Genomic DNA, 25,803 nt, shown 5'->3' on the forward strand with positions numbered 1-25,803 from the left:
TACATCTAAAATCAAACGTGTCATTTCTGTTGAGAACACATAACTGGATTAGTATAGCACATCTCGCCCCAAAGGACAACGCACCTTCCCGCCTGCCCTTTCGATTTGTCAGAACGCCCAATGGAGCGGGACATTTTTGTGCGCCTTTCGGGTGCGGCGTCACCTTCCATTCCAGCCCCAACCAAAACAGGAGCCCTGGACCGCTCGGTCCAGGGCTCCTGCTCTGCTGTTATCTCCGTGTTATTCCGCCTCCGCGATAATGACCCGGATACATCCGCCCTGGGTCTGGTCCTTGTCGTACCAGCCCGTCAGGTCGTAGCCCCCGCCGGTGACCCGGCCCAGATCGGAGCGGTAGTAGTTCTCGTCCCGGTACTCGTAGACCGCCACGCTGTCCGAGATGGTCCAGGTCCGGGTGCCCGCCATGGCGGTCCTGCCGTCCACTGCCGTCAGCGCCACGCCGGTCAGGTTGTAGATCCGCTCCACCGTCTTGCCGTCGGTCCGCACCTGGCAGGGCCCCTTCTCCAGGTTCCAGATGGCGGTCTGGCTGGTATACACCCCGGGTACCCCGGCGATATCGTAGACATAGCTACTCATGATGAGCATGCCCATGGACTGCTCGGTCACGTCGGTGAGGACGCCGTATTGGTGGAGGTCGCCGGTGACGTCGTTGAGGATCAGCCGGTCGATCTGGCCCTGGGCGTTGGTGGAGTACCAGCGCACCATATTGCCGCTCAGTTCCACCCCGGCCAGGCGGCTGGGGTAGACCCGCAGGGTCTGGGTGTCGCCGTAGGTGTCCAGGATCTCCGCGTCGGCCGCCAGAGCGCAGCTGCCGATGGAATTCCCGTCGGCGCTCACCTTGCCAGTGAGGGAGGCGGAGGACAGCTTGCTGACCTGGGTACCGCCGGTGACCTGGACCAGGTCGCCGGGGTCAAAGGTCTTGTCCGCGTTGTCGTACCGGTAGCGGTAGGTGCCGCCGTCGGTGGCGGTGAGGGTGATGGTGTCGGCGGTGTAGGTGTGGCCGCCGGCGTCCTGGTAGGAGGCGGTGCCGATGGCGGTCACCACGCCGCACACCGTGGCGCTGCTCTCACCGGGCGTGCGGACCGCCGCCACGCCGCCGGAGCGGCCCAGCAGCAGGGTGACGCTGTCCCCCACCCGGAAGGTACCCAGGTCGGACAGGTCGTAGGCCGCAGAGGCGGTCTCAACGGCATAGGTCTGGCCGTTTACCGTCGCGGCGGTGGGGTTGGATGTGGTATTGATCTGCTGGATGGTGCCGGTGGCCTTGCCCGACCAGGCCCAGACGGTGTGCATGGGCTTGGAGTAGTACACCACGTCCAGGGTCTGGATGTCGGCGGGCTGGGCGGCCTTGCCGTCCCGGTACACCGTGGCGGTGGTCAGGGCAAAGGGCAGGGACGCCTGCCAGTCCCCCTCGGCCACCAGGGGGCCCTCCATGGCCGAGTTGACCAGAGCCACCCGGTCGATCTCGCCGGAGGCGGTCAGGCTGTGGCCCAGGGTGGTCAGGTACACCTGACCGGTCTTGGTGGGGGCGGTGAGCAGGTTGTAGAACAGCCACAGGGCGTCCTGACGGGTCATGGGGTCGTTCTTTCCGGCGGTGACCCCACGGTTCAGCTCCAGGGACTGGTACATAGCCATCTGGCCCGAGCCCCAGGCGCCGGAGAAGTCCTCATTGGTGTACCCCAGCAGGGAGAGCACCATGGACACCCCCTCCACCAGCTGGATCTGGCTGTCGGGGCGGAAGGTGCCGTCCAGATAGCCCCGCACCATGCCCTTCTCCTGGGCCACCTGGATATAGGGGGCCGCCCAGCTGGTCTTTGGCACGTCGGGGTAGGGGGAGATGCTGGCGGCGGGGCCCACGCTGCTCGCCCAGGAGGACGCAGCCACAGTCAGCTTGGTGAATTCCGCCCGGGTGACGGGCTGGTCCAGGTGGAGGTCGCCGTTCTCGTCTCCGGTCATGATGTCCAGGGCGGCGAGGACCTGGGCGGCCTCCTCCAGGGAGACCTGGGCCTGGGCGGCAAAGGCGGGCGCGGCCAGGCCCAGCACAAGGACTGCGGCCAGCAGCGCGCAAATGATCCGTTTCTTCATCTTTGTATGCTCCTTTACTCGTAGCGCAGGGCGTCAATGGGGTTGAGCTTGGCGGCCTTGTTGGCGGGCAGATAGCCGAAGATCACGCCCACCGCCAGGGACACGCCGGCGGAGATCACAATGGCGGACAGGGAGGCCTTGGCGGTGATGCCCACGATATTGCCCGCCACTGTGGCCAGCACCACGCCCAGCACGATGCCGATGATGCCGCCCAGAATGGAGGTGGTGCCCGCCTCGATAATGAACTGCCTGCGGATGTCCTTGCCCTTGGCACCCAGGGACTTGCGGATGCCGATCTCCCGGGTGCGCTCGGTCACCGACACCAGCATGATGTTCATGATGCCGATGCCGCCCACCAGCAGGGAGATGGCGGCAATGGCCACCAGGACGGTCATGACCGTGCCCTGGATGTTGCCCAGCATGTTCATCATCTCGCTCATGGAGATGACCATATAGGAGTCGTCGTCGCCGTAGAACTGCTCCAGTTTACTCTCAATCACCGCCTTGGCCCGGGCGTTGGTGTCCTCGCTGGTAGCGGTGAACAGGTACTGGCTGATGACCGCGTTGCCGTTGAGCCGGGTGGCGTTGGTGTAGGGGATGTAGACGGCGTTGTCGCCGCCGTAGGAGGTGTTGTCCGCCTGCTCGGCCAGCACGCCCACCACGGTGTACTCATTGCCGTTGATGTACAGCTTCTCCCCCAGGCCGGCGCCGTTGAAGCTCTCCTCGTTGACATAGGAGCCGATGACGCACACATCCTGCATCCGCGCAGTGTCGATGTACTGGATGAACCGGCCCTGGCTCAGCTCCAGGCTCTTGACGGTGATGTACTCCTCCCCCACGCCGGTGAGGGTGGTGCTCAGAGTGTCGGAGCCCTGCTTCACCGTGGCCATGGAGCTGACGCTGGGGCTCATGGCGGCAATGCAGTCCGGGTTCTCGTCCTCCAGGGCGTATATCGCCTCTTCGTCAATGTTCTGTGCGGTGCCCCGGCCCATGATCTGGACCTGGAGCAGGTTGGTGCCCATCTTCTCAAACTCCGAGTTGATCATGTCGTTCATGCCGTCGCCCAGGGAGATGATGATGATGACGGCGGCCACGCCGATGATGATGCCCAGCATGGTGAGCAGGGCCCGCATTTTGCTGGTGGCCAGGCTCTTGACCGCCAGACGGAAGGACTGGGAAAAGCTCATGCCTCCCCCTCCTCTCCGAAGCCCGCGGGCTCCTCCCCGCCGCTCTCGGTGGGCTGGACCACGGCCCGGGGGTCGTGGGCGTCCCCGTCGTAGATGATGCGCCCGTCCTGGAGGCGAATGATCCGCTGGGCCCGGATGGCGATGGAGTTGTCGTGGGTGATGAGCACGATGGTGTGCCCTGCGGCGTTGAGCTGCTGGAGGAAGGAGAGCACCTCCCGGCCCGTCCGGGAGTCCAGGGCGCCGGTGGGCTCGTCGGCCAGGATGACCCCCGGGTTGCCCGCCAGGGCCCGGGCGATGGACACCCGCTGCTGCTGGCCGCCTGAGAGCTGGTTGGGCCGGTTCTTGTACTTGCTGCTCAGGCCCACCATATCCAGGGCCTTCATGGCCCTTTCCCGGCGCTCCGAGGACGACATGCCGCCGTAGAGCAGGGGCAGCTCCACGTTCTCCAGCACATCGAGGGTGGGGATCAGGTTGTACTGCTGGAAGATGAAGCCCAGCATCTTGTTGCGGATGACGGCCTGCTGGTCGTCGTCCATGGTGGACACGTCCACCCCCGCCAGCTCATAGGTGCCGCTGGTGGGCACGTCCAGGCAGCCGATGATGTTCATGGCCGTGGACTTGCCCGAGCCGGACTGGCCCACAATGGCCACGAACTCCCCCTCGTCGATCTCAAAGGACACCCCGTCCAGGGCGTGGACCGCCGTGTCCCCCATGGGGTAGATCTTATAGACATCGGTAAATTTGATCATGGCTCGGTCTCCGTCCCAGAGGTGGCCGCCCCACCGGCCTGAGCTCCGCCGGACTGGGCCGCGCCCGTCATGAGCTGCTCGATCAGGTTGGTCTGCTCCATCTTGTACACCACCGTATCCCCCTCGCTCAGGCCGGAGAGGATCTCGATGTACTGGTCGTCGTTGCGGCCCAGCTCCACCGGGGTCTCCACCAGGCGGGCGTAGTCCGGGTTGCCGTCCTTGTCATAGGCGTCGGCGGGCAGCACCTGCACCACGTCGCCCCGGCCCACCATCTCCACCGGCACGCAGAGCACGTGCTCGGCGTGCTCCACCAGAATCTCGGCGGACACGTTCATGCCGGGCAGCAGGTCGCCGGGGTCGTCGATCGCCACGGTGACCGGGTAGGTGGTGACGCCGTTCATGGTGGTGCCGTTGATGTTGATCTTGCTCACGTGGCCGGTGAACTCCTGGTCCTCCAGGGCGTCGGCGGTGATGCGCACCTCCTGGCCCACCTCGATCTGGCCGATATACAGCTCGTCGATATTCATGGTGAAGCTGAGGCTGGACATGTCGTAGATGACCGCCAGATAGCCCGCCGCCGCGGTGGTGGTGTCCAGGTTATCTCCGGCCTTGTAGTTCTTCTCGATCACCGTGCCCGAGATGGGAGAGGTGATGGTGTAGTTCTCCAGCTGGTCCTTGGTGCTCTGGAGGCTCAGCTCGGCGGAGCGGAGGCTGAGTTCCGCGTTTTTGATCTGGCTGTCCATATCGGTGGCCTCAAAGGCGCCGATGATCTGGTCCTTGGTCACCCGGTCCCCCTCGGAGACGGTGAGGGACGCCAGAGTGCCGCTGGTCCTGGCGGTGACGGTGGACTGAGCGGCGTAGTCAAAGGCGCCGGTGCCCGCGCAGTCCGCCCCGCCCACCGAGGCGGTGCCGGTGTTCTGGTCGGACAGGGCCCCCGGGTTGGAGACGGTGATGGTGATCTCCCGGACCAGGGTGCCCCCCGTGCCCGCCTGGTCCACGGGGGAGATGGACTCCACCGTGCCCTGGAGGGTCTCGGCGGTGCCGTCCACGTACACCGTGGCGCTCTCGCCCACGTAGAAGGCCGCCGCGTCGGCGGAGTGGAAGGGGATGGTCAGCTTCATGGTGTCCCGGTCCAGAATGTCCGCGATGGGCGTGCCGGCGGTCACCGTATCCCCCGCCCCATAGTACAGTTTCTGAATCACACCGGTGTCGCTGGCCTTCACGTCGGTGTTCTCTGCGGCGTCCTCCTTGCTGTCCAAGGCGTTCTGGTAGCTCAGCCGGGCCTGCTCCACCGTGATCTCCGCCCGCTCGATGGAATTCTGCACGTCGGAGGAGTCGATCTGATAGAGCACGTCCCCCTTCTCCACCTGGTCGCCCTCCTCAAAGGGGGCGTCCAGGATCTCCCCCTTCACCAGGGCGGTGACCTGGTAGGAGTCGGCGGGCTCCACGGTGCCGGTACCCGACACCGAGACGGTCAGATCCCGGTACTCCGCCGTGCCGGTCTGGTAGAGCATGTTCTCGATCTGGCTGGAGGCGCTCAAAATGGGCCGCACCAGGAACCAGAACACCAGCGCGGCCAGAATCACCAGTACGATGAGCACCTTGATCCATCTGCGCTTTTTCTTGGGCTTTGGGATCTTGAACTCCGGCCTGGCGGGAGCCGTCGGGGCCTTTGGGGACGCTGACTTGATTTCCGTGCTTTCCATGCTGATTCTCCTTTTACTCATGCTGCGGCTCAGACGGTTTGCGCGCCATGCCTCGTTTTAAGATGTCCAGCGTGCGCCGGTAGGCGTCCCGCACCGCCGACGGGTCCTCCGCCTGGATGCCCCGGAGCATCGCCTGGCCGGTGACGCCCATCAGGATGTGGAACATGCTATCCAGGTCGTCGGCGCTGCGCAGGTCCAGCAGCCTGGGGTCCACCCACTCCACTAGACGCCCCGGCGGGGGCAGGCAGCCCTCCATCCCCAGCAGGGAGGAGAGCTGTGCGCCGCTGTTGTTGCGCACGATGCTGATGACGTGGCGGCAGCCCTCGCTCCTCTCCGGGTCCCGGTACTCCGCCTGGACCCGGTCGAACAGGTCCAGGAAGGCGGCAAAAATATCCCCCTGCCGCCTCTCCAGCAGCTCCTCCATCAGGGCGGTGAGCCGCTTGCCGTACTCCCCCGCCAGATAGAGGAACAGCTCCTCCTTGTCCCGGAAGTACATGTAAAAGCTGCCCCTGGGGATGTCCGCGGCCTGGATCATCTTGTTGATGGAGGCCTCCGCATAGGGCACCCGGGCAAATTCCGCCCGGGCGGCGGAGAGCAGCTTCTCCCGCTTCTCCGCCGGCAGGTTGAAAAACGTCGTGCTCGGCATCTCATCCCTCCGCACATGGTAATCTCTCCGTCATGATACCTGACAGGTTGTCATATGTCAATTCCGGGCCTGGAAAATTTCAAGTTTGTTTACATTCCGCCCGCTCTATCTTACTACTCTTCATTTACTTTTTTTGTATTTTCATGTATATCTTTCCTCATCCCTGTCCACAATAGGACGCGAAGGGAGCTCCGGCCCCCTCAAATCTTAGGATAGGAGCGTCATAATGAAAAAACCATGGACCGACCGCTTCAGCGACTTCATGGCGGGGAAGGGCTTTTACATAGTCCTGTTCCTCTGCGTCGCCGCAATTGGAATCTCGGGCTATTACCTCTTCTCCACCCTGGGCGGGGACGACCCCGCCGCCCCGGTGGGCGGGACCGCGCAGGTCACCGTCACCCCCAGTCCCAGCGTCTCCCCCTCTCCCACCGTGGACGCGGTGAAGCCGACCATTCCGGCCACCGCCTCGTCCACCCCCACTCCCTCGGCCACGCCCGCCCCCAGCGCCAGCGCCGCCCCTTCGTCCAGCCCCAAGCCCTCTGAGGTGGTCACCTCCTCCGTGTACACCTGGCCGGTAAAGGGCGCGGTGCTCAACGCCTTCTCCCCCGACCAGCAGGTCTTCAGCCCCACCATGGGCGACTGGCGGACCCATGAGGGAGTGGACATCGCCGCCGACCTGGGCATCCAGGTGAAGGCCGCCGCAGGCGGCACGGTCACCGCCATTGAGCAGGACTACTTTATGGGCACAACGGTCACCATTGACCACGGCAACGGCATGGTGAGCGTGTACTCCAACCTGGCCGAGCTGCCCACCGTGGAGGTGGGCGACGTGGTCACCACCGGGGACATCATCGGCTCGGTGGGCAGCACCGCCAAGTCCGAGAGCCTCACCGCCTCCCATCTGCATCTGGAGATGCTCAAGGACGGGGCCTATGTGGACCCGCTGGACTATCTGCCGGATGTGAAATAACAAACGCAGGCTTTCCCCAAGCAGAAAACGAGAAGGGCACAGCGTTGGCTGTGCCCTTCTCGTCTTTATGGGGAGGTAGGATTTTGTCGGAAATCAGGCCTTTGCGGTCTTCTTCTTCCGCAGCAGCAGGGCAGCGCCTGCCACCACGATGACGGCCACCACCACGTCGCCGGCGATGAGGGCCTTCTGCCAGCCGGCCAGGGCGTAACGGATGGTCACGCCGGAGGTGATGCCCTGCATGGCGTTGCTGTTGACCACCATGTAGAGCACATTGTGGGCGGCGTTGCGCATGGCGGTCACGCCGGTGGCGGAGGAGGTGTCGGACAGGGAGCCGTCGGCAAAGGTGTTGAGCATCAGGTCGTTGCCGGCCCGCACGCCCTCATCGGGGTCCATGTAGGCGTTGCCGCCGTAGTAGTCGGAGATCACGGCGCCCTCGAAGCCCCACTCGTTGCGGAGCACCTGGGTCATCATGCCGTAGTTGCCGCCGGACCACTGGGTGCCGATGCAGTTGTAGGCGCTCATGATGGCGGTGGCGGCCTTGATCTCCCGGCTGGTCATCTGGCCGTCCTCGCCGGTGTAGTTGATGGTGGCGGAGGCCTCCTTGACGCACAGCTCAAAGGGCTTCATGTAGATCTCGCGGATGGCCTGCTCGTTGGCAAAGGTGGCCATGCCGTTGCGGCCGTCCTCCTTGTCGTTGAGGGCGAAGTGCTTCAGGTAGCAGTACACGCCCTTCTCCATGGCGCCGGACACCTCGCTGGCGGCCATCTTGCCGGACAGGAGGCCGTCCTCGGAGTAGTACTCGTAGTTGCGGCCGGCGAAGGCGGAGCGGTGGGTGTTCATGGCGGGGGCGTACCAGCCGTTGAAGCCGTTGTACAGGCCCTGCTCGCCCACCATCTTGCCCATCTCATAGGCCAGATCCTGGCTCCAGGTGGCGGCCAGCACCTCCTGAGCGGGGAAGCCCAGGCACACGGCGTCGCCGCCGGCGGCGCTCACCCAGGTGGACCAGCCCATGGGGCCGTCGTAGTCCAGGGTGGCGGGCTTGCCGATGGAGAGCATCTCGGCGGTGTTGTAGCCGGCGTTGGCCAGCATGTTGGCCACCTCGCTCATGTTCAGCTCGTCCAGCAGCAGGTCCCAGCTGGGATCGTCATAGTCCTTGCCCCGCAGGTCGATGAGGGTCAGGCCGTTGGAGGCGCCGGTGGCGGGCATCTCATCGGTGTAGACAATGCTGCCCTCCACATTGCCCAGGGTGGGGTCGGTCTTCTCGTCGAACATGGTCTCCAGGTCGGTCTTGGTGGCCTCGTCAGCCTCCATGTCGGCGGCGGTGGGGAAGGTGGGGAAGGTGCCGGCAAAGTCGGCACGGGTCATGTTCAGGGGCGCGCCCTCCTCGGGGGTGTCGGTGAACACGTCGGACACCTGGTCAAACTGGTTGACCGCGGCCACCTGGTCGGAGGGGCGCTTGTTGTCCTGGTTGTAGACCACCTTCTCCAGGCGCTGGGTAAAGATGCGGCTGCCGTCGCCCTGGGTCAGCTCAGCCCAGCTGTGGGCGTTGTCGCTGAGGTAGAAGGTGTAGTCGCCCTCGTCCAGCACATAGCAGCCCTCGCCCTTGTAGTCATAGGAGGCCAGGGCCTCGGCGGGCACGGTGAGGGTCAGGGTCTGGGAGGCGCCGGGCTCCAGCTCGTCGGTCTTGCCGAAGGCCACCAGCACCACCTTGGACTTCTCCACGCCGCCGTAGGTGTAGGGGGCCTCGGCGTAGATCTGCACCACCTGGCGGCCGGAGTAGGTGTCGCCGGTGTTGGTCACCTTCACGTTGAAGGTGAAGGTGTCGTCGGCATAGGTGGGGGCGCCGTCGTACTCCATGGTGAAGTCTGTGTAGGACAGGCCGTAGCCGAAGGGGTACTGGACGGCGGCGGCGTAGTCAAAGCCGGGGTAGTTGCCCGCCAGGGCCTCGGCGGCGGCGGTCTCGTAGTAGCGGTAGCCCACGTAGATGCCCTCTTCATACTCGATGAAGGAGCCGGACTCATAGCCGCCGATGGTGCCGTCCACGTTGGTGTAGTAGAGCTCCTGGAAGTTCTGGAAAGAGGGGTCCTTGGTCAGGTCGTACACATAGGTGTCCACGGTCCGGCCGGAGGGGATCACCTCACCGGTGAGCACGTCGGCCAGGGCGCGGGCGCCCTGGTCGCCGATGCAGCCCACCCACAGGGCGGCGTCGATGCCGTAGGCCTCGTCCTCCAGGAAGCCCAGCTCCAGGGCGTTGGCGGTGTTGCACACCACGATGATCTTACTGAACACGCCTGCGTCCTTCTGCTCCTTGACGTAGGCGAGCATCTCCTCCTCGATGCTGCTCAGCTCCAGGTAGGTCTTGTCCTTGTCCTCCTCCCGGGGGGCGTAGTCGCTCATGTCGGTGGGCAGGTCGCAGCCCTCGCCGCCAACCCGGCCGATGAACACGATGGCCGCGCCGTTGTAGGAGGTGAAGGAGTCCTTCAGGCTGTCGGGGTAGTCCTGGACGGGCACCTCGGCAATGATATCGTTGATGAACATGGCCGAGCCCATGGAAGAGATGAAGCCGCGGCCGGTGTACTCCACGGGCATGTCGCCCATGCCGGTGGGCATGGTCACCTTGTTGACCGTGGTGGAGATGGCGTGGTTGGCGTAGAAGTCATAGAGGTCGGGGTTGACCGAGAAGCCGGCCTCCTCCAGGGCGGTCTTGTAGTTCACCGGGCTGCTCTCGGTGGCCGCGCTGCCCGCGCCGGTGTAGATGGGGTCCACGCTGGTGCGGCCGAACAGGGACACCGCCCGCTCGCCGTCAGAGAGAGGCAGGGCGCTGTTGTCGTTCTTCAGCAGCACGATGCCCTCGCCCTCGATGCGCTCGGCCAGCTCCTCGCTGGCGGACAGCAGCTCCTCGGCGCTGGCGTAGTCGGACGTGTAGTAATTGCCGTCAATGTTCGCGCTGCTCTCGCTGTCCTCGATGATGGCGTCACCCTTGCCGAAGTACATGTTCATGACCGTGTACAGCGGGCCGGTGAGGACCACGTTGACCACAACGGCCAGGACCAGCAGGATGGCCAGCAGCACCGCGCCGACGGTTCTGCCCTTCTTTTTCTGTTCCATTTCCGTTCCTCCTTCATGTCTGCGGGAGCCGCCCGGGCACGGGCACGCTCCTTTTCGTCCCCTACTTTAGCACGCTTTTCCTCTGTTTTTGAAAATCGGTACGAAATGGCCGAATAGGGTACGAAATGCACAAACGCCCTTCCCTGCCGTTGACAGTCCCCGCGCTCCCTGTGCTATACTGGAGAAAAAGGAGGGGATCATATGTATCAGGCCGCCATCGTGGAGGACGACGACGTCATCCGGGCCTATTTCCGGGACACTCTGGCCGCCGCCTTTCAGGCGCGGAACGTGTCGGTGGGGTTCGACCTGTTCCCCTCCGGGGACCAGTTCCTGGCCATGTACCAGTCCCACTACCACTACGACATGATCTTTCTGGACATCGAGATGCCCGGGCTGGACGGCATTGAGGTCTGCCGCCGCATCCGGGCCCAGGCCCCCGAGGCTTTGGTGGTCTTTCTCTCCCAGAAGGACGAGCTGGTCTTTCAGACCTTTGAGGTCCAGCCCTTCCGCTTTGTCCGCAAGAGCCAGTACGACAGGCAGCTGGACACCCTGGCCGACGCCCTGCTGACCCGCCTCAGGCAGTCGGAGCGGCACATGCTCCAGATCCGGGAGCCTCTGTCGGGGGACATCTACTCCTTTGACGTGCACAACCTGCTGTACGCGGAGGCCCAGCGGAAGGACTGCCGTATCGTCACCGCCCAGGGGGAGACCGTCCTGCGCTGCAAGCTGATGGACCTGGAGGAGCAGCTGGCCCCCTGGCCCTTCCTCAAGCCCCACCGCAGCTTTCTGGTCAACTGCGAGGCCATCCGGTACATCGGCAAGAGCAGCCTGCGGCTGAGCAGCGGGGCGGAGATCCCCATCAGCCGGGGCAAGCTGGAGGAGGTCAAGCAGCAGTTCCTCCAGTACAGCACCAACTGACAGGAGGGATGCCGCTTTGTTTATGACCTTCTACCGCTTTTACCGCCTGGTGGCCCTGGACGGCATCGTCAACTTCGCCCTGCTCTCCTGTACCATCTACATGCTCTGCGGCGCCAAGCGGCGCTGGCTCAGGGGCTGGCTCTATGTGCTGCTGTCCACCGCCGTCTACTTCGCCATGATGAACCTCCCCTCCCTGCCCGTCTACGCTCCGCCGTCCACCACCCCCTACGTACAGCCCTACTGGTACTATTTCCTGTGCAATATTCTGGTGCAGCTGGTACTGGCCCACTTTCTGCTCCGCAAGGCCTTTCTCTTCAAGCTCATCTACATCGTGTTCTACGTCTCCTTTGTCCAGCTCTTCAAAATGGTGTGTGAGCCCCTCTATGAGCGGGAGTCCGTCCTCCCCGCCCGGCTCTACGCCACGCTGGACATATGCAGTGAGCTGATTTTGTGCGTGCTGCTGGTGCTGCTCATCCTGCTCTTCCGCAAATTTCCCCTGGACACCTCCCTCCGCTTCGCCCCCAGCCAGCTCTTTATCGCCCTCTACTTCCCAGTGAGCCTGCTGATTGCCTACGTACTGGTCACCAACAGCCCCACTTTGCTGAACTACTCCCTTCAGATCATCTCGGCGGTGGTCATCACCAACCTGCCGGTGATCTACTACTTCCTCTCCCTCATCATCCGGTCCTATGAGGACCTGCGGAACCTGGACCAGGCCCTCACCCAGACCCAGGCCCAGCTAACCCGGTTCCGCTTCTCCCTCACCCTTCAGGAGCGGCTGAAGAAGGAGCGCCACGAGCTGAAGAACAACTATTACTACATCCAGGCTCTGCTCAAGCAGGGAAAGTACGACCAGCTGAGCGCCTATCTGGACAAGGTCACCGGGGAGGACCTGGCCGCCCTGAATCAGATTGAGACGGGCAACGCCCTGATGGACTACCTGCTCAACCGGAAGCTGGGGGAGGCCCGGCAGCACCACATCCGCACCTGTACCGAGGTGGTGGTGCCCACCAGTCTGGCCGTCAGCGAGGACGCCCTGTGCACCATCCTGCTCAACCTGCTGGACAACGCCATCGAGGCCAGCCGGAAGGAGGAGGACCCCCTGCTCCAGATCACCATCAAGTGCGTGCAGGAGTATCTGGTGTGCGTGATACGCAACAAGGTCAGCCGGGACGTGCTGGCGGAAAACCCCGACCTGCGCACCACCAAGGAGGACAAGGGCTCCCACGGCTTCGGCGTGAAGATCGTCTCCCAGGCGGTGGAGCGGTGCAACGGGATTCTCCGGTACAGCGTGGAGGATGGATTTTTTACTGTGAAGGTCATGCTGCCCCTGGCCCGCCCCAGAGGCGAATAAACCAATCAGCCCCCCGGCAATGCCGGGGGGCTGACCCTAAGAAGTCTGTGACCGCCGCGCGCAGGAAGCAGGTGAGATTTCAATAGGTGACCGACTCAGCGAATTTGATGACATCGCTTTTACCGACGTTTTCTGCAACAACCTGGATCAGTATCGACTTATCAGGGCCAACCTGTATAATCTGTATTGAATTTCCCTTTACAATCAGGAGCGCCTCCCTGCCGTTGATGGATATATCCGTCACCTCATCCGCATCTTCGCTGTCAAAGCTGAACGAGCTTCCCTTTATCTGGTAACATACCAGCATCAGCCTCTGACCGGCTCCTCCGGTGTAAATACAGAATATTTGCGTGGAATCCTCCGTTTTTTCCGTCAACTCAAATCCCTCCGGCACCCATCCCACCTGAATCTGCATCCCAGTCCCCTCTGAGTGCCTAAAGTTAAAATCAATTCTGTCTCCAAAATACTCAATGAACAGATTCAGTGCTGCGGAGCGGAAGGAGTCCGAAAACGCGAAGGCTCCGGTAAAGAGGAGTATCACCGCCAGAAGGACCGCCGCAATCCCCCGTGACAGCCGAAGGGCCGCTCTTCTGGCTGTTACAGCCTTTTTCCTCCTGAGCGCCCTTCTGATGCAGTCCATGCACCGGGCGGAAATTTCAGGCGGAACTTCCGCCTGCCCGTCCTGATTCAATCGTTCGTTTTCTTCCAGCGCTTTTCTGCCCTCCGCAACAGACACTTCCTCCATCAGGAGCGCAAACAGAGCGTCCTGGTATCTCTCATACAGCGCTTCATGCCGCGTCATGGGACATCCCCTCCCTCCGCACAGATGTGCAGATACTTTGTATCATTCATTTTGCCGCCTCAAGCTCAGCATATCATACTTTATGGTCTTTTAGAAGAACCGCCCCTCCCGCCTTATCCGCCCAGAGCACACGCCTTTTCCTCAAAAATACGGTGCCGGATTCCGCACAGAAAGAAGGAGATACCGTGATCCCAATTTGTATTCTTGCCATCGAAGATGAGGACGACCGCGCGTTTATGGAGAACCTGTACATGAGCTATCAGCGGCTTATGTACAGCACAATCAAGCGCATCGTCCGGGACGACTGGGCGGCGGAAGACGTCATGCAGTCCGCCCTTGTAAAGCTGATTGACAAAATCCCGCTGCTGAAGAGCCGGACGGACGTCCAGCGCATCAGCTATGTGGTCACCGCGTCCAGAAACACCGCCCTTGATTACATGCGGAAACAGGCGCGGCACGGCCCTGACAGCTCCTTTGATGAGATTCCGGATTCCGACCTCAGCTGGGGCGCTGTGCACGAGGTGGAGCGCGTCATTCTGGAGAAGGCGGACTTTTCCGCCCTGTCCCGCGTGTGGGATCGCCTGGATGACCGGAGCAAATACCTGCTTGAGGGGTATTATATTCTGGAAAAGACCCCGGCCGAACTCGGGAAAGAGCTCAGCATAAAGCCCGACAGCGTCCGCATGGCATTGAGCCGGGCGCGGAAGGCCGCATACAAGCTCATCGCGGCAGACCAGGCAGGCTGAAGGCGGCGCAAAGCGGCTGGATTCCCATTTTGGAATCCAGCCGCTGTTTTCTTTTATCCAAACGGGTCGTAGAGGTAATACCGTCCGTCCGACTTCAGCAGCACGATGTCACCATCCGCTGTGCCCCAGACGCCCTCCAGGTCCAGCCTTGCGAGCGTCTCTGTTCCGCTCATGCCAAAGAGGGTGATTTTTCCGTCCGCTGTGCGCACCGCAGTCGCGCCGTACAGCACATACTCCGTGATATCCCCCGGCAAGGGCACGGGAAGCTGGAATTCCGATACGAGCATCGTCTGGGGTATCCCCTCTTCATCGGGACGGATGCCAAGGGTGCGGCCCTGACCGTTGAGTCCGGAGAGGAACGTCCAGCTGGAGCCCAGGGTCCCGTCACGGCCATGCGTATCCACGCTGGAAAACGTCCCGTCGCGCTGCTGCACCACCGCCATCATATTGCGGAACGGATATACCTTCAGATACTGGCATGAGACGGCAATCTGGAAAAACTGGTCGAGAAATCCCCAGCCCTCCTCCGTCTTCACCGGTATGTAGGTTCCTTCAAAAGGCCCCACATCCAAATACTCCCCGCCGAACAGGCTCCCGTCGGTGGTGTTGAGCAGGTAGTGGCGGCCATCCTTATCCAGCAGCACATAATCTCCGCCGTAGCCGCCGTCATAGGTGGGATCCGCGATGGTTCCGCCGAAGCTGTCCAGGGTGCTGAGAACCTTTCCGCTGCTGTCAATGACGGAGACGGATCCGCCCGCCTCCCCCTGAACCACGGCCTGGCCGATATGGAAATCGGTTGCGGCAAACCAGGGCGTCTGGCCCAAGGGCTGTCCCTCCGACGTATAGTACATGACGCCGTCGGCGCTGTCATGGCGGAATATGCCGGTATCTCCGTCCCAGGTGATCGTCCCCGGCGGAAGGTCGAACATCTTCTGCCCCGTCATGTCATAGACGGCCACGCCGTCCTCCGCCGCCGCAAACACATGGGTCCCGTCAAAGCCCGTCACCCCGATGCCGTCCAGGGCGGGCTGCGGGGTCAGGACCTCCCGCATCTCCCCGGCGGTCTTGCAGGAAAACGACAGCCGGAAGAGCCGGGCGCCGTCCTCCGCCTTCACGTAGAACGTCAGATCCGTTCCGTTCACAACGGACAGGTCCTCCACCCCGGTCATTCCCGGGACCAGCTCCTCCAGAATGGGCCAGAGCTGCGTCCGGCCGCCGCTTCCGTACACGATCCAGAACGAGGGGGTGCCGTCGGCCTCGATGCCCAGCACGCCCGCGTTGTTGGACTCCTCGACCATCTCCGTCAGGCTGAAGGCGCCCCCCTCGGGGAACAGGGTGCGGGACAGCTCCTCCTCGTAGGGCACCAGCCCGTATGTCGGGGTATACCAGTCCGACAGGCGCTTAAAAATCAGAATGGCCTGTTCCCGGGTCAGGTGGCTCTGGAGCATGAAATCCCCCTTGCCGTCCCCCTTCATAAATCCCCACCACTCCAGCCAGGCGATGGACTCCGCCGCCCAGTCCGGGGCGTTCTCATAGGCGGAGCCGCCGCCTATGATATTCAGCTCGGGTTGGCCGGAGTAGGCCTGATAGGCCCGTGTCACCATGGCCGCCGCCTCCTGGCGGGTAATGAGCCCCTCCGGGTCAAAGGTGCCGTCTCCCCGCCCCTGGACAATGCCCAGCGCGGCGGCCGCGGTCCCCCAGGTCGTGGCGTCAGAGAACTCCGCCGAAATGGCGGCGGCGGGGTTTCCTTCTCTGTCGTGGAAATAGAGACGGTAGTCCTCCACAAACTGCTCCGGGCCGCCCACATAGCGGAACTTGACCATGCACAGCTGGACAGCCAGATGTGCAAATTCCTCCCGGGTGATATCCTGCTGGTAGTCTGTCCGGAGCTCCTCCGGCACAAGGCCCGCGGAGATGGCCTCACTCACTTCATTTTCCGCCCATGGGGACGGCGCGGACGCCTCCGCCGCCGACGCGGGCAGCGCCGCCATGCAGAGCAGCAGAGTCAAAAAACAGGCAATCCATCGTCTCATGGCAATAACCTCCCTGTGTATGATAGGGCCTCTATGTTCCCCTCCGGGTCTCGCTCAGCTCATCGGACACACCTCTCTCCACATCTCTCTATGAGAATAGACGCACTTCCCGGATATCTGCAACAGGGAATTCATTTTTTACCCGTCAGCATTTGCTGTTCTGCATGGTTATTCTTTTTTCAATTTCTTTACCAAATTTTCCGGTACAGACCGCAGAAAAAGGGACATGGCCCCCTCCGGGTTCCATGTCCCTTTCACTCTGTTCAGGACTCCATGTGCCGTCCCAGGAAGCCGGCGATGGTCTGGGCCAGTTTGTAGTCGGTCTCTCCGGCGGCGGACATATCCGGGTCGGCGGAGGCGAAGAGCACGCAGCCCAGCACGTCCCCCTCGGACAGGATGGGCGCGGCGGTGGAGATGAAGTATTTCTCGTTCTCCTCGCTGACCAGCAGCGGGGTCTCTCCCTGGCGGTACTGGTAGATCTGCCGCCCTTCCATCAGCTGCTCCAGGTCCTGGGAGATGCGCTTTTCCGCCAGCTCCCGGCGGGGAGTGCCCGCCACGGCGATACAGCTGTCCCGGTCGGTGATGACCGCGATGGCGCCGGTGGTCTTGTTCAGCGTCTCGCACATCTGGCCGGCGAAGTCCCCCAGCCCGCCCATCAGGGAGTATTTCTTAAAGATGACCCCGCCGTCCTTGTCGGTGTAGATCTCCAGGGGGTCGCCCTCGCGGATTCGCATGGTCCGGCGGATTTCCTTGGGAATCACGACCCGGCCCAAGTCGTCAATGCGTCTTACGATGCCTGTGGCCTTCATAAATAGGATTCCTCCTGCGGTCTTATTTTTCTAAACAGCCCTATTATTTGCAGGTTTCTTTTCCCTATGCGAAGGCGTCCTCTGGTTTCATTTGGCAGCAAAACGGCGTATTTTTTTGAACGCTCTGTCCCTTCCCGCCGTTTCAGACAGCAAAAAGGGAGGGGTGTCGCCCCTCCCCGATTCTAATTTATAAAAACAGCACCAGCGCCCAGGCCAGTGTTGCAGCGGCCGCGCCGGCCAGTCCGTAGACCGGGCCGGGAATCCTGCGCAGCCACCGGCCCGGGCCGGTGTTGCGGCGGATGTACCCGTCCGCCACCCGCTGGGCCTCCTCCAGCACCTGCCGTGCCGTGACGCCCTGGGCGGCAAACGCCTCCTCCTTGACAATAAAGATGGCCTGCTCAAACAGCCGGCGGTCAGGGGACTTGACCACGATCACCCGGCGGGTGACGCCCTTTACCATGTCCCATCATCCTCTCCACATTGAAATTTTATATCTCCAGTATGGCCCGTTTTTTCTTCCACTATTCCCCTCCCGCCGTTTTTTCGGAAACCATTTCCTCCGCTTCTGTCCGCATATCCCGTCTTTTTCCGCCGTACAATATAGCCAAACGCGGAACAAGAAATGGGGGATTCTCATGCAGAACCGGCGCAGGCTGGTGCTTTCCCTGGCAGTGCTCTTTGCGGTCAATATCGCGGTCATCACCTTTTTCCAGTCGGCCCAGGCCGCCGTATACCGGCAGGGCTCCACCGGCGACGCGGTGCGCACCATCCAGACCAAACTGAAGAACTGGGGCTATTTCTCCGGGACCATCGACGGCATCTACGGCCCCAAGACCGAGGAGGCGGTGAAGTACTTCCAGCGGAAGAACGGCCTCACCGCGGACGGGGTGGTGGGTCCGGCCACCCTCCGGGCCCTGGGCATGTCCACCACCGGCGGGGACTCCCCCGCCTCCAGCCAGTCCAACAGCGTGGACCTGCTGGCCCGGGTCATCTCGGCGGAGGCACGGGGCGAGCCCTACAGCGGCCAGGTGGCGGTGGGGGCGGTCATTCTCAACCGGGTGGAGCACCCCTCCTTTCCCAACACCATCGCCGGGGTGGTGTACCAGCCGGGCGCCTTCACCTGCATGGTGGACGGGCAGTTCAACGAGCCGGTGGCCGACTCCGCCTACCGGGCCGCCCGGGACGCCCTCAACGGCGCCGACCCCAGCGGCGGGGCCATCTACTACTTCAACCCGGACACCGCCACCAGCGCCTGGATCTGGAGCCGGCCCCTCATCACAGTCATCGGCAAGCACCGTTTCTGCTCCTGACCGGCCCCTTTTCCCCAACCGTCCCTTGACAAAGGCGGCAAAGGCGCATATACTGAATTTGTTCAGGGGTTTCCCCCCGATATAACTAAAGAGAGCACTTATATAGGCCCAAAATCGGTTGGGCGTCTCTACCGGCTGCCGGAACAGCCGCGCTATAAGTCTCCCGGTCATACCGGGAAAGACGCGCGGACCGGCAGCTTTTTTCTGCCCTTCCCGGCGGCTATACGTTTCGTGCGCGCCTATGCGCAGACTGGAGGTTACAATATGAAACAGCGCAGCTTTGCACTCAGGGGTGACCTCTGCTGGAGCAGAGACCCTCAGCACCTCAATACCCTCCGGGACGGATGGCTGGTCTGTGTGGACGGCCGGTCCGCCGGCGTGTTTGAGACCCTGCCGGAGGAGTACGCCAACCTGCCCGTGGAGGACTGGAGCGGCCACCTGGTGGTGCCCGGCCTGGTGGACCTCCACGTCCACGCCCCCCAGTACACCTTCCGGGGCCTGGGCATGGACCTGGAGCTGCTGGACTGGCTGGACCGGCACGCCTTCCCTGAGGAGGCCCGGTACGCCGATCTGGACTACGCCCGCAAGGCCTATACCCGCTTTGTGGAGGACATGAAGCACGGCCCCAACACCCGCGCCTGTGTCTTCGCCACCCTCCACGGCCCCGCCACCCTCCTGCTGATGGACCTGCTGGAGGCGTCCGGTCTGGTGGCCATGGTGGGCAAGGTGAACATGGACCGCAATTCCCCCGACACTCTGCGGGAGGAGAGCCCGGAGGCCGCCGAGGCGGAGACCCGCCGGTGGCTGGAGGCCTCTTCCGGGCGGTATGAGCGGGTGAGTCCCATCATCACCCCCCGCTTCACCCCCTCCTGCACCGACGGCCTCATGGAGCGGCTGGGCAGGCTGCGGAAGGAATTTGACGTGCCGGTACAGTCCCACCTGTCGGAGAATCGGGGCGAGGTGGCCCTGGTGCAGGAGCTGTGCCCCTGGTCCAGGTTCTACGGCGACGCCTACGACCGCTTCGGCCTCTTCGGGGGCGACCACAACTGCATCATGGCCCACTGCGTCCTGTCCGGCGACGGGGAGATCGCCCTCATGAAGGAGCGGGGCGTGTACGTGGCCCACTGCCCCCAGTCCAACACCAATCTGGCCTCGGGCATCGCGCCGGTGCGCCGCTACCTGGACGAGGGCCTCAACCAGGGCCTGGGCAGCGACGTGGCGGGTGGCTCCACCCTGTCCATCTTCCGGGCCATGGCCGACGCCATCCAGGTGTCCAAGCTGCGCTGGCGGCTCCAGGACCAGTCCCTGGCCCCCCTCACCGCCCCTGATGCCTTCTGGCTGGGCACCGCCGGCGGCGGCGCCTTCTTCGGCAAGGTGGGCTCCTTTGACCCGGGCTACGAGCTGGACGCCGTGGTGCTGGACGACAGCCGCACCGCCCCCGTGCTGCCTCTCCCGGTGGAGGACCGGCTGGAGCGGGCCATCTACCTGTCCGAGGACCGGGACGTGGTCAAGAAGTTTGTCCGGGGCACTGCCCTCTGGTAAGACGCAAAAATCGCCCCGCACTTACGGTGCGGGGCGATTTTTTGTGCTTTTACAGTCTTCTTCTTCTCCGGCGCACCAGGATGACAGCGGCAGGGATCAGGATCACCGCCAGCAGCAGCAGGAAAACCGGGAGGTAAAAGACCAGGTAGGACAGGTTGGGCAGCGCTTTGGCGGGATGCTCGTCCGCGCTGAGCACAAAGACTAACTCTCCCTCCGGCAGGCCGTCCAGGGACAGGGTGTAGCCTTCCTCCCCCTTCTCAAATCCCTCCAGGCTGCTCTCAGTGATGAAATAAGGGGTGTTCACCCTGATATCCAGGGTCCCGAAGGCCCGCCAGGTCCGGGCCGGAGAGAGCAGGTAGGTGTAGGTGTAGATGGATGGGTCGTAGTTGGTGTTGATGGAGGGATAGAGGGGCGCGGTCACGGTGTTGACCACCCGCTCCCCCGGCTCCACAGTGATCTCATACTCGTACCAGCGCATCAGCGCCCGGGACAGGTCCTCGTGGATGTCGCTGCCGCTGACGACGCCGCAGCTCCACTCACTCCGATTCAGATCCTCCACAAAGGCGTTGTACCAGTCCTGCTCCAGCACGCCGGAGGCGTCGGTCCAGTTTTCCAGGGCCAGGTCCTTGAAGGTCATGGTGGAGGTGTCCACCAGCTCCACAGCGCCGTCAATCTCCTTTTCGCAGGCCCCGTTTTCGTACATCCGCCAGTCCAGCTCCCCCACCGGCTCGCCGAAGCAGCAGACCGTATATCTCACCCCGTTTTCCGCCCAGGTATCCGCCAGCACGCCCTCCTCCAGGGTCTTGCCCCCGGTCTGCTCCATCAGCAGCACCCGGGTGCAGGCCGGGTCGGCGTTCAAAAGAAAGGCGGCGGTGGCGGCGGGGTAGGCCTCGCTGTCCACGCCGGAGACCTGATAGATATATTTCGTCACCGTCAGGTCCGGCGTGTAGAAGGGGTCGTCCGCATAGCCGTCGTGGAGCAGGGCCATGTCCCGCTCCAGGTCGAACTGGTCGTACCGCTCCGCCAGGGTGTGCCGCAGACGCTTCTCCACCGCAGTGCCGTCCACGGTGATGTCGTATTTGTCCACGTCAACTCCCCAGCTGGAGGTCTCCAGCTGGTCGTCGTAGAAATTGCCGTAGTCGGGTACGGCCCCGAAGGGGAACACCAGGGTGGCGGTGACGGTGTAGTCCGCCGGGTTGTAGAAAGTGTACTCCGCCGTCACATAGCCGGTGTAGGAGCGGAATTCCTCCGCGGTGGAGTAGTAGTTCCTGGGGAACTCCTGCACCTCAAAGGTCAGCTTCTCCCCCTGCACCTCCAGGGGACATATCTCGTCGGCTATCAGGGCTCCTGTCCTGTCCGTGCCCGACCAGTGGGACTGGGCCGAGTTGGCGGCGGCGGTGGGGGCAATCCACGCCCCCAGGAGCAGTAGGGCCAGGACCGCCTTCCAGATGCGTCCTCTCACACCGGCCACCTCCCTCCTGCCGGGACAAGTCCCACAGGTGCGGGCCCTCCGAGGGTTCCATAGCTGAGCAGAAATTCCGGCATAGGGATGCCTCCTTTCCAGTTCACGGCGTACCTCTCTCCACCTTCAGGATACCATAACATCCCACTTTCCGCAAGAAATGGTTCTATAAACATGGCCCCGGCGGGAGAAATTCTCCCGCCGGGGCCGTTTTTCGTTCTACTTGGAAATTACCTCAGTTCAGAGAGCCGCCGCCCTCCTGGGGGTTGAGGATGGTGATGCGGCCGTCCAGAGCGGGGGCGATATTGCCCTGGGCCTTGATATACTCGCTGACCACGGTGCGGTAGTAGTCGTTGGTGCGGTAGACCAGCTTGCAGCCGGGCAGGTCCTGGGCTGCGGTCTCGCCGTTGTGCTCATTGCCGTCGTCGGGGTTGAACACGTTGAGCATGGTGTACCCGTCGCCGCCGCCGCACATGAAGTCGTTGCAGGCCAGGGTGTACCAGGCATCCAGGTCCAGGGGGGTGCCGTCCTCCATCGTCACGGACACGATGCGCTCGCCCGCGGGCTTGGAGCCGTCAAAGGTGTACTTGATGCCGGAGACCTGGGGGAACTTGCCGTTGGTGGTGGGATAACCGTCCACGCCGTTCTCCAGGGCGTCCCACACGGTCTGACCGGTGACTTCCACCAGGGTGACCTTGTTGTCAAAGGGCAGCATGGCGAACACGTCGCCCACGGTCACGTCCCCGGCGGTGAGGCCGGCACGGATGCCGCCGCCGTTCTGGATGGCGATGTCGGCGTCGCAGTAGTCACGCAGGGCGTCGGCGGCCAGGTTGCCCAGGGGGCTCTCCTGGGTGCGCACCAGGGGGCTGGACCAGGCGATATCAGAGGCGCACTGGCCAATGACGACCTCCATCTGGGCGTCCAGGTCGGCCTGGTAGTCCTCGATGATGGCCTTGACCTCCGCGTCCTCGGGCACATCGGAGGAGAGGATGATCTGGTTGAAGGTGTAGCCCAGGACCTCACCGTCCTTCAGGTTCAGGTTGGTCTGGTTGACGCAGGTGCCCACGCCGCCGGGGTTGACCACCACGGTGCCTTCGATGTTCAGCGGGCGGCCGAAGATGTCGTTGCCGCCGCCGATCTCCATGTCGATGCCGTCAATTCTGGTGGGTACGGTGTTGTTGCCGCCGTGGAGGTGGGAGAGCAGGATGACCACGTCGGCCTCGGCGTCCGCCTTGGCCACCACTTCCTTGCCCACCTCCCACTGGTCGTGGAAGTCGATGTCCTGGGTGTTGGCGTAGTGGGTGGTGGCCTTGCTGCCGTCATCGGTCAGGCCCACGATGGCCACCTTCACGCCGTCCAGCTCCTTGACGATGTAGGGCTCGAACTGCTCGGGGTAGGTGCCGTCCTTCCAGTAGGTGTTGGCGGAGAGCATGGCGTAATCCGCCCGCTCCGCCAGGGAGAGCAGATTGTCAAAGGAGTAGTCAAAGTCGTGGTTGCCCAGCACGGTGGCGTCATAGCCCTGGGCGTTCATCACGTCCACGCTGGACTTGCCCAGGGAGATGTTGGCCAGGTCGGTGTTATAGGGGGAGTCGCCGCCGTCGAGGATCAGGGTGTTGGGGTTGCGGCGCTCGGCCTCGTCAAAGAGCCAGGCCGCCCGGGCGGAGCCGCCCACCTCGATGCTGGAGCCGGAGGGAGTGTAGGGCACCATGTTGCCGTGGATGTCGGAGGTGGACATGGTGGTGATGATGGTCAGGTCACGGGTGGCGGTGTCCAGCAGCAGGGCCGCCTCGCCCCGGGTGATGACCGTGCCGTCCAGGGTCAGGCCCTCGGGCAGCAGGCCGTCCGCCCTGCCCTGGGCCAGGAAATCCATGTCCTTGTCCGCGCCGTAGACCGCTTTCATCACGGCCAGGGCGAACTCGGAGCGGGTCATGGTCCTGTCACCCTGGAATTCGCCGTCGATCTGGTCCATCAGCCGGGCCTCCAGTACGGTGTTGGCCACGGTCTCAGCCCAGGTCCCCACCGCGTCGGGGGCGGCGGGCATGAGCACCGCGTCCAGGGTGGCCACGGTAGTCTCGGTGGAGTAGAACTGCTTGGTGAGGGGCTCGGGCATGGTGCCGTCCTCATTGGCCTCGGGCGCGGCGGCTTCCATGGAGAACACGGGCACCAGACAGAAGGCCTCATAGAGCAGGGAGGCCGCGGCGGAGCGGGTCAGAGGCGCCTCGGGGTGGTAGGCCCCGGTGCCGTCGCCCTTGATGACCCCCTTCTCCGCCAGGGCTTCAATGCTCTGGGCGTAGGGGCCCGCCACGTCGGTCAGGGAGACCGCCGACACCGGCGCCGCCAGAGACAGGGACATTGCCAGCGCCAGAGACATGGGCAGGATGCGGATGGGACGCTTTTTCATGCTTACATTCCTTCTTTCTCTCGTTTGTCCTACGGTGCTGCATTATATCAAGGGGCTGGGGCCCGCTCAACCAAGGGCTGGTAAAAAACAGGTAAAATTCCGCAGAAAATGTCGCGCCTTTCTCAGGGGTTCAGAGCGGTAATCTCCTGGTTGAGGGCCTGGAGATCGGGCATTTCAACGGGGTCGTTGGTCAGGCCGTAGGCCTGCTTCAGGGCGAGGATGCGGTACACGCTCTGATCGATCCGCTCCTCACTCAGGCGGCCGGAGGCCACCGCGTCCAGTACCGCCTGCCGGGCCAGGGCCAGATCCCCCTCGTTGTGGCACACCAGCAGCACATCGCACCCGGCCTCCAGGGCCAGGACAGCGGCCTCGTCCAGGCCGTAGTGCTCTGTGATGGCACCCATGGTCAGGTCGTCGGTAAACACCACACCGTCAAAGCCCAGCTGCTCCCGCAGCAGTCCGGTGACCACCGCCTGGGAGAGGGACGCGGGGTGCTCCGGGTCGATGGCCGCCATGAGGATGTGGGCCACCATAACGGCGGGCACCCCCTCCCCTTCCCGGCCCGCAATGGCGCTCCGGAAGGGGATGAGCTCGGAGGCCATCAGCTCGTCCACGGTCTTGGACACCGTGGGCAGGCCCACGTGGGAGTCCACCGCCGTGTCCCCGTGGCCTGGGAAGTGTTTGACCACCGGGATGACCCCGCCGTCCATCAGGCCGTAGGCCACCCAGGGGCCCACCGCCTCCACCGCCTCCGCCGTGGTGCCGAAGGCCCGGGTGCCGATGACCGTGTTCTCCGGGTTGCTCCAGATGTCCAGGGACGGGGCAAAGTCCAGGTTGAAGCCGAAGGCCGCGCACTCGTGGGCCAGCACCTGGCCCAGGGAATAGCCCACTTCGCTGCTGCCGCTCTGGCCGTAGGTGTAGGCGTCCTCCAGAGGGCTCACCTCGTCGGGCATGCGCTCCACGGTGCCCCCCTCCTGGTCCAGGGAGAAGAAGAGGGGGATGTGTTCCCCGTTTCTGGCCCGCAGGTCATTGACCAGGGCCACCAGCTCCTCCGCCGTGCCCACGTTGCGGCCGAAGAAGATCAGACCGCCCACCTGATAGTCCTGGATCAGGCTGTCCACATAGTCCCCGTCTTCCGTGCCGTAGAATCCGGCGATCAAGAGCTGTCCCACCTTCTCCTCCAGCGTCATAGCCGCCACCTGCTCTGCGATGGGGTCAGCGGCCGGTGTGGAGGCGGGCGGCCCGCTCTCAGCGGGCAGGGACTCCACCGGCCCAGCGGTCCCAGAGGCGGAGGGCGTGGCCGGTACGGGCTCGCGCTCAGAGGCCGTGGGCTCCGCCGCAGACGCCGGAGGCTGGGCCGGGTCGCCGGTACAGCCGCCCATGGCGGTAAGCATGGCAAGTGTCAGAACCATGGTCAGGATTCGCTTCATGTCTTCCCTCCTGTTGTCTCGCGCTTATATCCGGTTAAAATATTTGGATTCTTTATTCTGCCAAAAATATTGTACCATAAAATACAAAAACGTGGAAGAACCATCTGCGTGCAGACGGTCCTTCCCCGCTTTTTATTTATACGAACTGGTTCCGCTGAGGGTCATAGGTATATCCAATGGCCTCCAGCTTGGCCGTGATCTCCCCGGCGTCGGCCTGGAGATCGTCGCACAGCGCCTCCAGGCTGGGGTACTCATCCCGCAGCTTGGTGTTGAGGTAGCTGAGCAAAATCACAGGGTCCTGAGGCAGCATACGCAGCCCCTCCTTTCCGGTCCACCGGACTGAGCTGTGCGCAGAGACGCCGGGCGGCTTACTGCCCCAGCTTCTCCGCCACGAAGTCGTCCACCTTGGCCAGGGCGTCCCGCCCCACGCGGCCATGCCGCGCGGGGACCCCGTCCTTTTTATCTGCTCGGGCGGAATGAATCCGCCCGGCATCAAGGTTTTGTCCCGGCTGCGCCAGGTCAAAACGCTT

Annotated in this window: 20 protein-coding genes and 1 riboswitch; of the genes, 6 read left to right on the plus strand and 14 right to left on the minus strand. The window is 63.3% G+C overall.

Features of this window, described 5'->3' with window-relative positions; all coding sequences use genetic code 11:
* Positions 1–240: 240 nt before the first annotated feature.
* From Q0K23_RS01400 to Q0K23_RS01420, 5 genes are read right to left on the minus strand one after another with little or no spacing between them, the layout of a single operon-like run.
* A complete protein-coding gene (locus Q0K23_RS01400) occupies positions 241–2,100 on the minus strand; it encodes an S-layer homology domain-containing protein (RefSeq protein ID WP_294516969.1) in 1,860 nt (619 codons plus the stop codon).
* A 14-nt stretch (positions 2,101–2,114) separates the two neighbouring features.
* A complete protein-coding gene (locus Q0K23_RS01405) occupies positions 2,115–3,287 on the minus strand; it encodes an ABC transporter permease (RefSeq protein WP_294516971.1) in 1,173 nt (390 codons plus the stop codon).
* Positions 3,284–4,036: an ABC transporter ATP-binding protein gene (locus Q0K23_RS01410; protein ID WP_294516972.1), complete on the minus strand. Its 753-nt coding sequence runs from the start codon at positions 4,034–4,036 to the stop codon at positions 3,284–3,286. The genes Q0K23_RS01405 and Q0K23_RS01410 overlap by 4 nt, the downstream gene beginning before the upstream one ends.
* A complete protein-coding gene (locus tag Q0K23_RS01415) occupies positions 4,033–5,742 on the minus strand; it encodes an HlyD family efflux transporter periplasmic adaptor subunit (protein ID WP_294516973.1) in 1,710 nt (569 codons plus the stop codon). Before Q0K23_RS01415 ends, Q0K23_RS01410 begins: the two co-directional genes overlap by 4 nt.
* A 13-nt stretch (positions 5,743–5,755) precedes the next feature.
* On the minus strand, positions 5,756–6,388 hold the full coding sequence (locus Q0K23_RS01420; RefSeq protein WP_294516974.1) for a TetR/AcrR family transcriptional regulator: 633 nt from the start codon (positions 6,386–6,388) through the stop codon (positions 5,756–5,758).
* A 226-nt stretch (positions 6,389–6,614) separates the two neighbouring features.
* On the opposite strand from Q0K23_RS01420, the gene Q0K23_RS01425 reads away from it, so the two are divergent.
* On the plus strand, positions 6,615–7,358 hold the full coding sequence (locus Q0K23_RS01425; protein WP_294516975.1) for a M23 family metallopeptidase: 744 nt from the start codon (positions 6,615–6,617) through the stop codon (positions 7,356–7,358).
* 93 nt (positions 7,359–7,451) lie between these two features.
* On the opposite strand, the gene Q0K23_RS01430 is transcribed toward Q0K23_RS01425, so the two are convergent.
* A complete protein-coding gene (locus Q0K23_RS01430; protein ID WP_294516976.1) occupies positions 7,452–10,466 on the minus strand; it encodes a glycoside hydrolase family 3 protein in 3,015 nt (1,004 codons plus the stop codon).
* A 201-nt stretch (positions 10,467–10,667) separates the two neighbouring features.
* On the opposite strand from Q0K23_RS01430, the gene Q0K23_RS01435 reads away from it, so the two are divergent.
* Positions 10,668–11,384 carry a LytTR family DNA-binding domain-containing protein gene (locus tag Q0K23_RS01435; RefSeq protein WP_294516977.1) on the plus strand — a complete coding sequence of 239 codons (717 nt, stop codon included), beginning with the start codon at positions 10,668–10,670 and terminating at the stop codon, positions 11,382–11,384.
* Between the two features lie 22 nt (positions 11,385–11,406).
* Positions 11,407–12,738: a sensor histidine kinase gene (locus Q0K23_RS01440; protein WP_294517126.1), complete on the plus strand. Its 1,332-nt coding sequence runs from the start codon at positions 11,407–11,409 to the stop codon at positions 12,736–12,738.
* A 79-nt stretch (positions 12,739–12,817) separates the two neighbouring features.
* Here the strand turns inward: Q0K23_RS01440 and Q0K23_RS01445 are convergent, their stop codons facing one another.
* Positions 12,818–13,540 (minus strand): DUF4367 domain-containing protein, encoded by a 723-nt coding sequence (locus tag Q0K23_RS01445; protein ID WP_294516978.1) that lies wholly within the window; start codon positions 13,538–13,540, stop codon positions 12,818–12,820.
* Between the two features lie 185 nt (positions 13,541–13,725).
* On the opposite strand from Q0K23_RS01445, the gene Q0K23_RS01450 reads away from it, so the two are divergent.
* Complete coding sequence (locus tag Q0K23_RS01450; RefSeq protein WP_294516979.1) at positions 13,726–14,286, plus strand: RNA polymerase sigma factor; 561 nt, start codon at positions 13,726–13,728, stop codon at positions 14,284–14,286.
* 53 nt (positions 14,287–14,339) lie between these two features.
* Here Q0K23_RS01450 and Q0K23_RS01455 read toward each other — a convergent pair whose 3' ends face one another.
* From Q0K23_RS01455 to Q0K23_RS01465, 3 genes are all read right to left on the minus strand, one after another.
* Positions 14,340–16,319 (minus strand): S-layer homology domain-containing protein, encoded by a 1,980-nt coding sequence (locus tag Q0K23_RS01455; RefSeq protein WP_294516980.1) that lies wholly within the window; start codon positions 16,317–16,319, stop codon positions 14,340–14,342.
* Positions 16,320–16,582: 263 nt separating this feature from the next.
* Positions 16,583–17,128 carry a stage V sporulation T C-terminal domain-containing protein gene (locus Q0K23_RS01460; protein WP_294516981.1) on the minus strand — a complete coding sequence of 182 codons (546 nt, stop codon included), beginning with the start codon at positions 17,126–17,128 and terminating at the stop codon, positions 16,583–16,585.
* 187 nt (positions 17,129–17,315) lie between these two features.
* On the minus strand, positions 17,316–17,588 hold the full coding sequence (locus tag Q0K23_RS01465; protein WP_294516984.1) for a translation initiation factor 2: 273 nt from the start codon (positions 17,586–17,588) through the stop codon (positions 17,316–17,318).
* Positions 17,589–17,763: 175 nt separating this feature from the next.
* On the opposite strand from Q0K23_RS01465, the gene sleB reads away from it, so the two are divergent.
* Positions 17,764–18,438 carry a spore cortex-lytic enzyme gene (gene sleB, locus Q0K23_RS01470; protein ID WP_294516987.1) on the plus strand — a complete coding sequence of 225 codons (675 nt, stop codon included), beginning with the start codon at positions 17,764–17,766 and terminating at the stop codon, positions 18,436–18,438.
* Positions 18,439–18,516: 78 nt separating this feature from the next.
* A riboswitch (purine riboswitch) is annotated at positions 18,517–18,613 on the plus strand.
* Positions 18,614–18,702: 89 nt separating this feature from the next.
* On the plus strand, positions 18,703–19,980 hold the full coding sequence (locus tag Q0K23_RS01475; RefSeq protein ID WP_294516989.1) for an amidohydrolase family protein: 1,278 nt from the start codon (positions 18,703–18,705) through the stop codon (positions 19,978–19,980).
* Between the two features lie 49 nt (positions 19,981–20,029).
* On the opposite strand, the gene Q0K23_RS01480 is transcribed toward Q0K23_RS01475, so the two are convergent.
* From Q0K23_RS01480 to Q0K23_RS01495, 4 genes are all read right to left on the minus strand, one after another.
* Positions 20,030–21,442: a hypothetical protein gene (locus tag Q0K23_RS01480; RefSeq protein ID WP_294516991.1), complete on the minus strand. Its 1,413-nt coding sequence runs from the start codon at positions 21,440–21,442 to the stop codon at positions 20,030–20,032.
* A 235-nt stretch (positions 21,443–21,677) separates the two neighbouring features.
* A complete protein-coding gene (locus Q0K23_RS01485; RefSeq protein ID WP_294516993.1) occupies positions 21,678–23,843 on the minus strand; it encodes a 5'-nucleotidase C-terminal domain-containing protein in 2,166 nt (721 codons plus the stop codon).
* 122 nt (positions 23,844–23,965) lie between these two features.
* Positions 23,966–25,273: a beta-N-acetylhexosaminidase gene (gene nagZ, locus Q0K23_RS01490; protein ID WP_294516996.1), complete on the minus strand. Its 1,308-nt coding sequence runs from the start codon at positions 25,271–25,273 to the stop codon at positions 23,966–23,968.
* A gap of 136 nt (positions 25,274–25,409) precedes the next feature.
* Positions 25,410–25,583 carry a DUF4250 domain-containing protein gene (locus Q0K23_RS01495; protein WP_294516999.1) on the minus strand — a complete coding sequence of 58 codons (174 nt, stop codon included), beginning with the start codon at positions 25,581–25,583 and terminating at the stop codon, positions 25,410–25,412.
* Between the last annotated feature and the right edge of the window lie 220 nt (positions 25,584–25,803).

This window comes from uncultured Pseudoflavonifractor sp. (assembly GCF_944387275.1).
Classification (GTDB): Bacteria; Bacillota; Clostridia; order Oscillospirales; family Oscillospiraceae; genus Pseudoflavonifractor; species Pseudoflavonifractor intestinihominis.

Coding starts and splice junctions, on each gene's coding strand:
- Q0K23_RS01400 (WP_294516969.1), bottom strand. CDS start 2,100: ATGAAGAAACGGATCATTTGCGCGCTGCTGGCCGCAGTCCTTGTGCTG.
- Q0K23_RS01405 (WP_294516971.1), bottom strand. CDS start 3,287: ATGAGCTTTTCCCAGTCCTTCCGTCTGGCGGTCAAGAGCCTGGCCACC.
- Q0K23_RS01410 (WP_294516972.1), bottom strand. CDS start 4,036: ATGATCAAATTTACCGATGTCTATAAGATCTACCCCATGGGGGACACG.
- Q0K23_RS01415 (WP_294516973.1), bottom strand. CDS start 5,742: ATGGAAAGCACGGAAATCAAGTCAGCGTCCCCAAAGGCCCCGACGGCT.
- Q0K23_RS01420 (WP_294516974.1), bottom strand. CDS start 6,388: ATGCCGAGCACGACGTTTTTCAACCTGCCGGCGGAGAAGCGGGAGAAG.
- Q0K23_RS01425 (WP_294516975.1), top strand. CDS start 6,615: ATGAAAAAACCATGGACCGACCGCTTCAGCGACTTCATGGCGGGGAAG.
- Q0K23_RS01430 (WP_294516976.1), bottom strand. CDS start 10,466: ATGGAACAGAAAAAGAAGGGCAGAACCGTCGGCGCGGTGCTGCTGGCC.
- Q0K23_RS01435 (WP_294516977.1), top strand. CDS start 10,668: ATGTATCAGGCCGCCATCGTGGAGGACGACGACGTCATCCGGGCCTAT.
- Q0K23_RS01440 (WP_294517126.1), top strand. CDS start 11,407: ATGACCTTCTACCGCTTTTACCGCCTGGTGGCCCTGGACGGCATCGTC.
- Q0K23_RS01445 (WP_294516978.1), bottom strand. CDS start 13,540: ATGACGCGGCATGAAGCGCTGTATGAGAGATACCAGGACGCTCTGTTT.
- Q0K23_RS01455 (WP_294516980.1), bottom strand. CDS start 16,319: ATGAGACGATGGATTGCCTGTTTTTTGACTCTGCTGCTCTGCATGGCG.
- Q0K23_RS01460 (WP_294516981.1), bottom strand. CDS start 17,128: ATGAAGGCCACAGGCATCGTAAGACGCATTGACGACTTGGGCCGGGTC.
- Q0K23_RS01465 (WP_294516984.1), bottom strand. CDS start 17,588: ATGGTAAAGGGCGTCACCCGCCGGGTGATCGTGGTCAAGTCCCCTGAC.
- sleB (WP_294516987.1), top strand. CDS start 17,764: ATGCAGAACCGGCGCAGGCTGGTGCTTTCCCTGGCAGTGCTCTTTGCG.
- Q0K23_RS01475 (WP_294516989.1), top strand. CDS start 18,703: ATGAAACAGCGCAGCTTTGCACTCAGGGGTGACCTCTGCTGGAGCAGA.
- Q0K23_RS01485 (WP_294516993.1), bottom strand. CDS start 23,843: ATGAAAAAGCGTCCCATCCGCATCCTGCCCATGTCTCTGGCGCTGGCA.
- nagZ (WP_294516996.1), bottom strand. CDS start 25,273: ATGAAGCGAATCCTGACCATGGTTCTGACACTTGCCATGCTTACCGCC.
- Q0K23_RS01495 (WP_294516999.1), bottom strand. CDS start 25,583: ATGCTGCCTCAGGACCCTGTGATTTTGCTCAGCTACCTCAACACCAAG.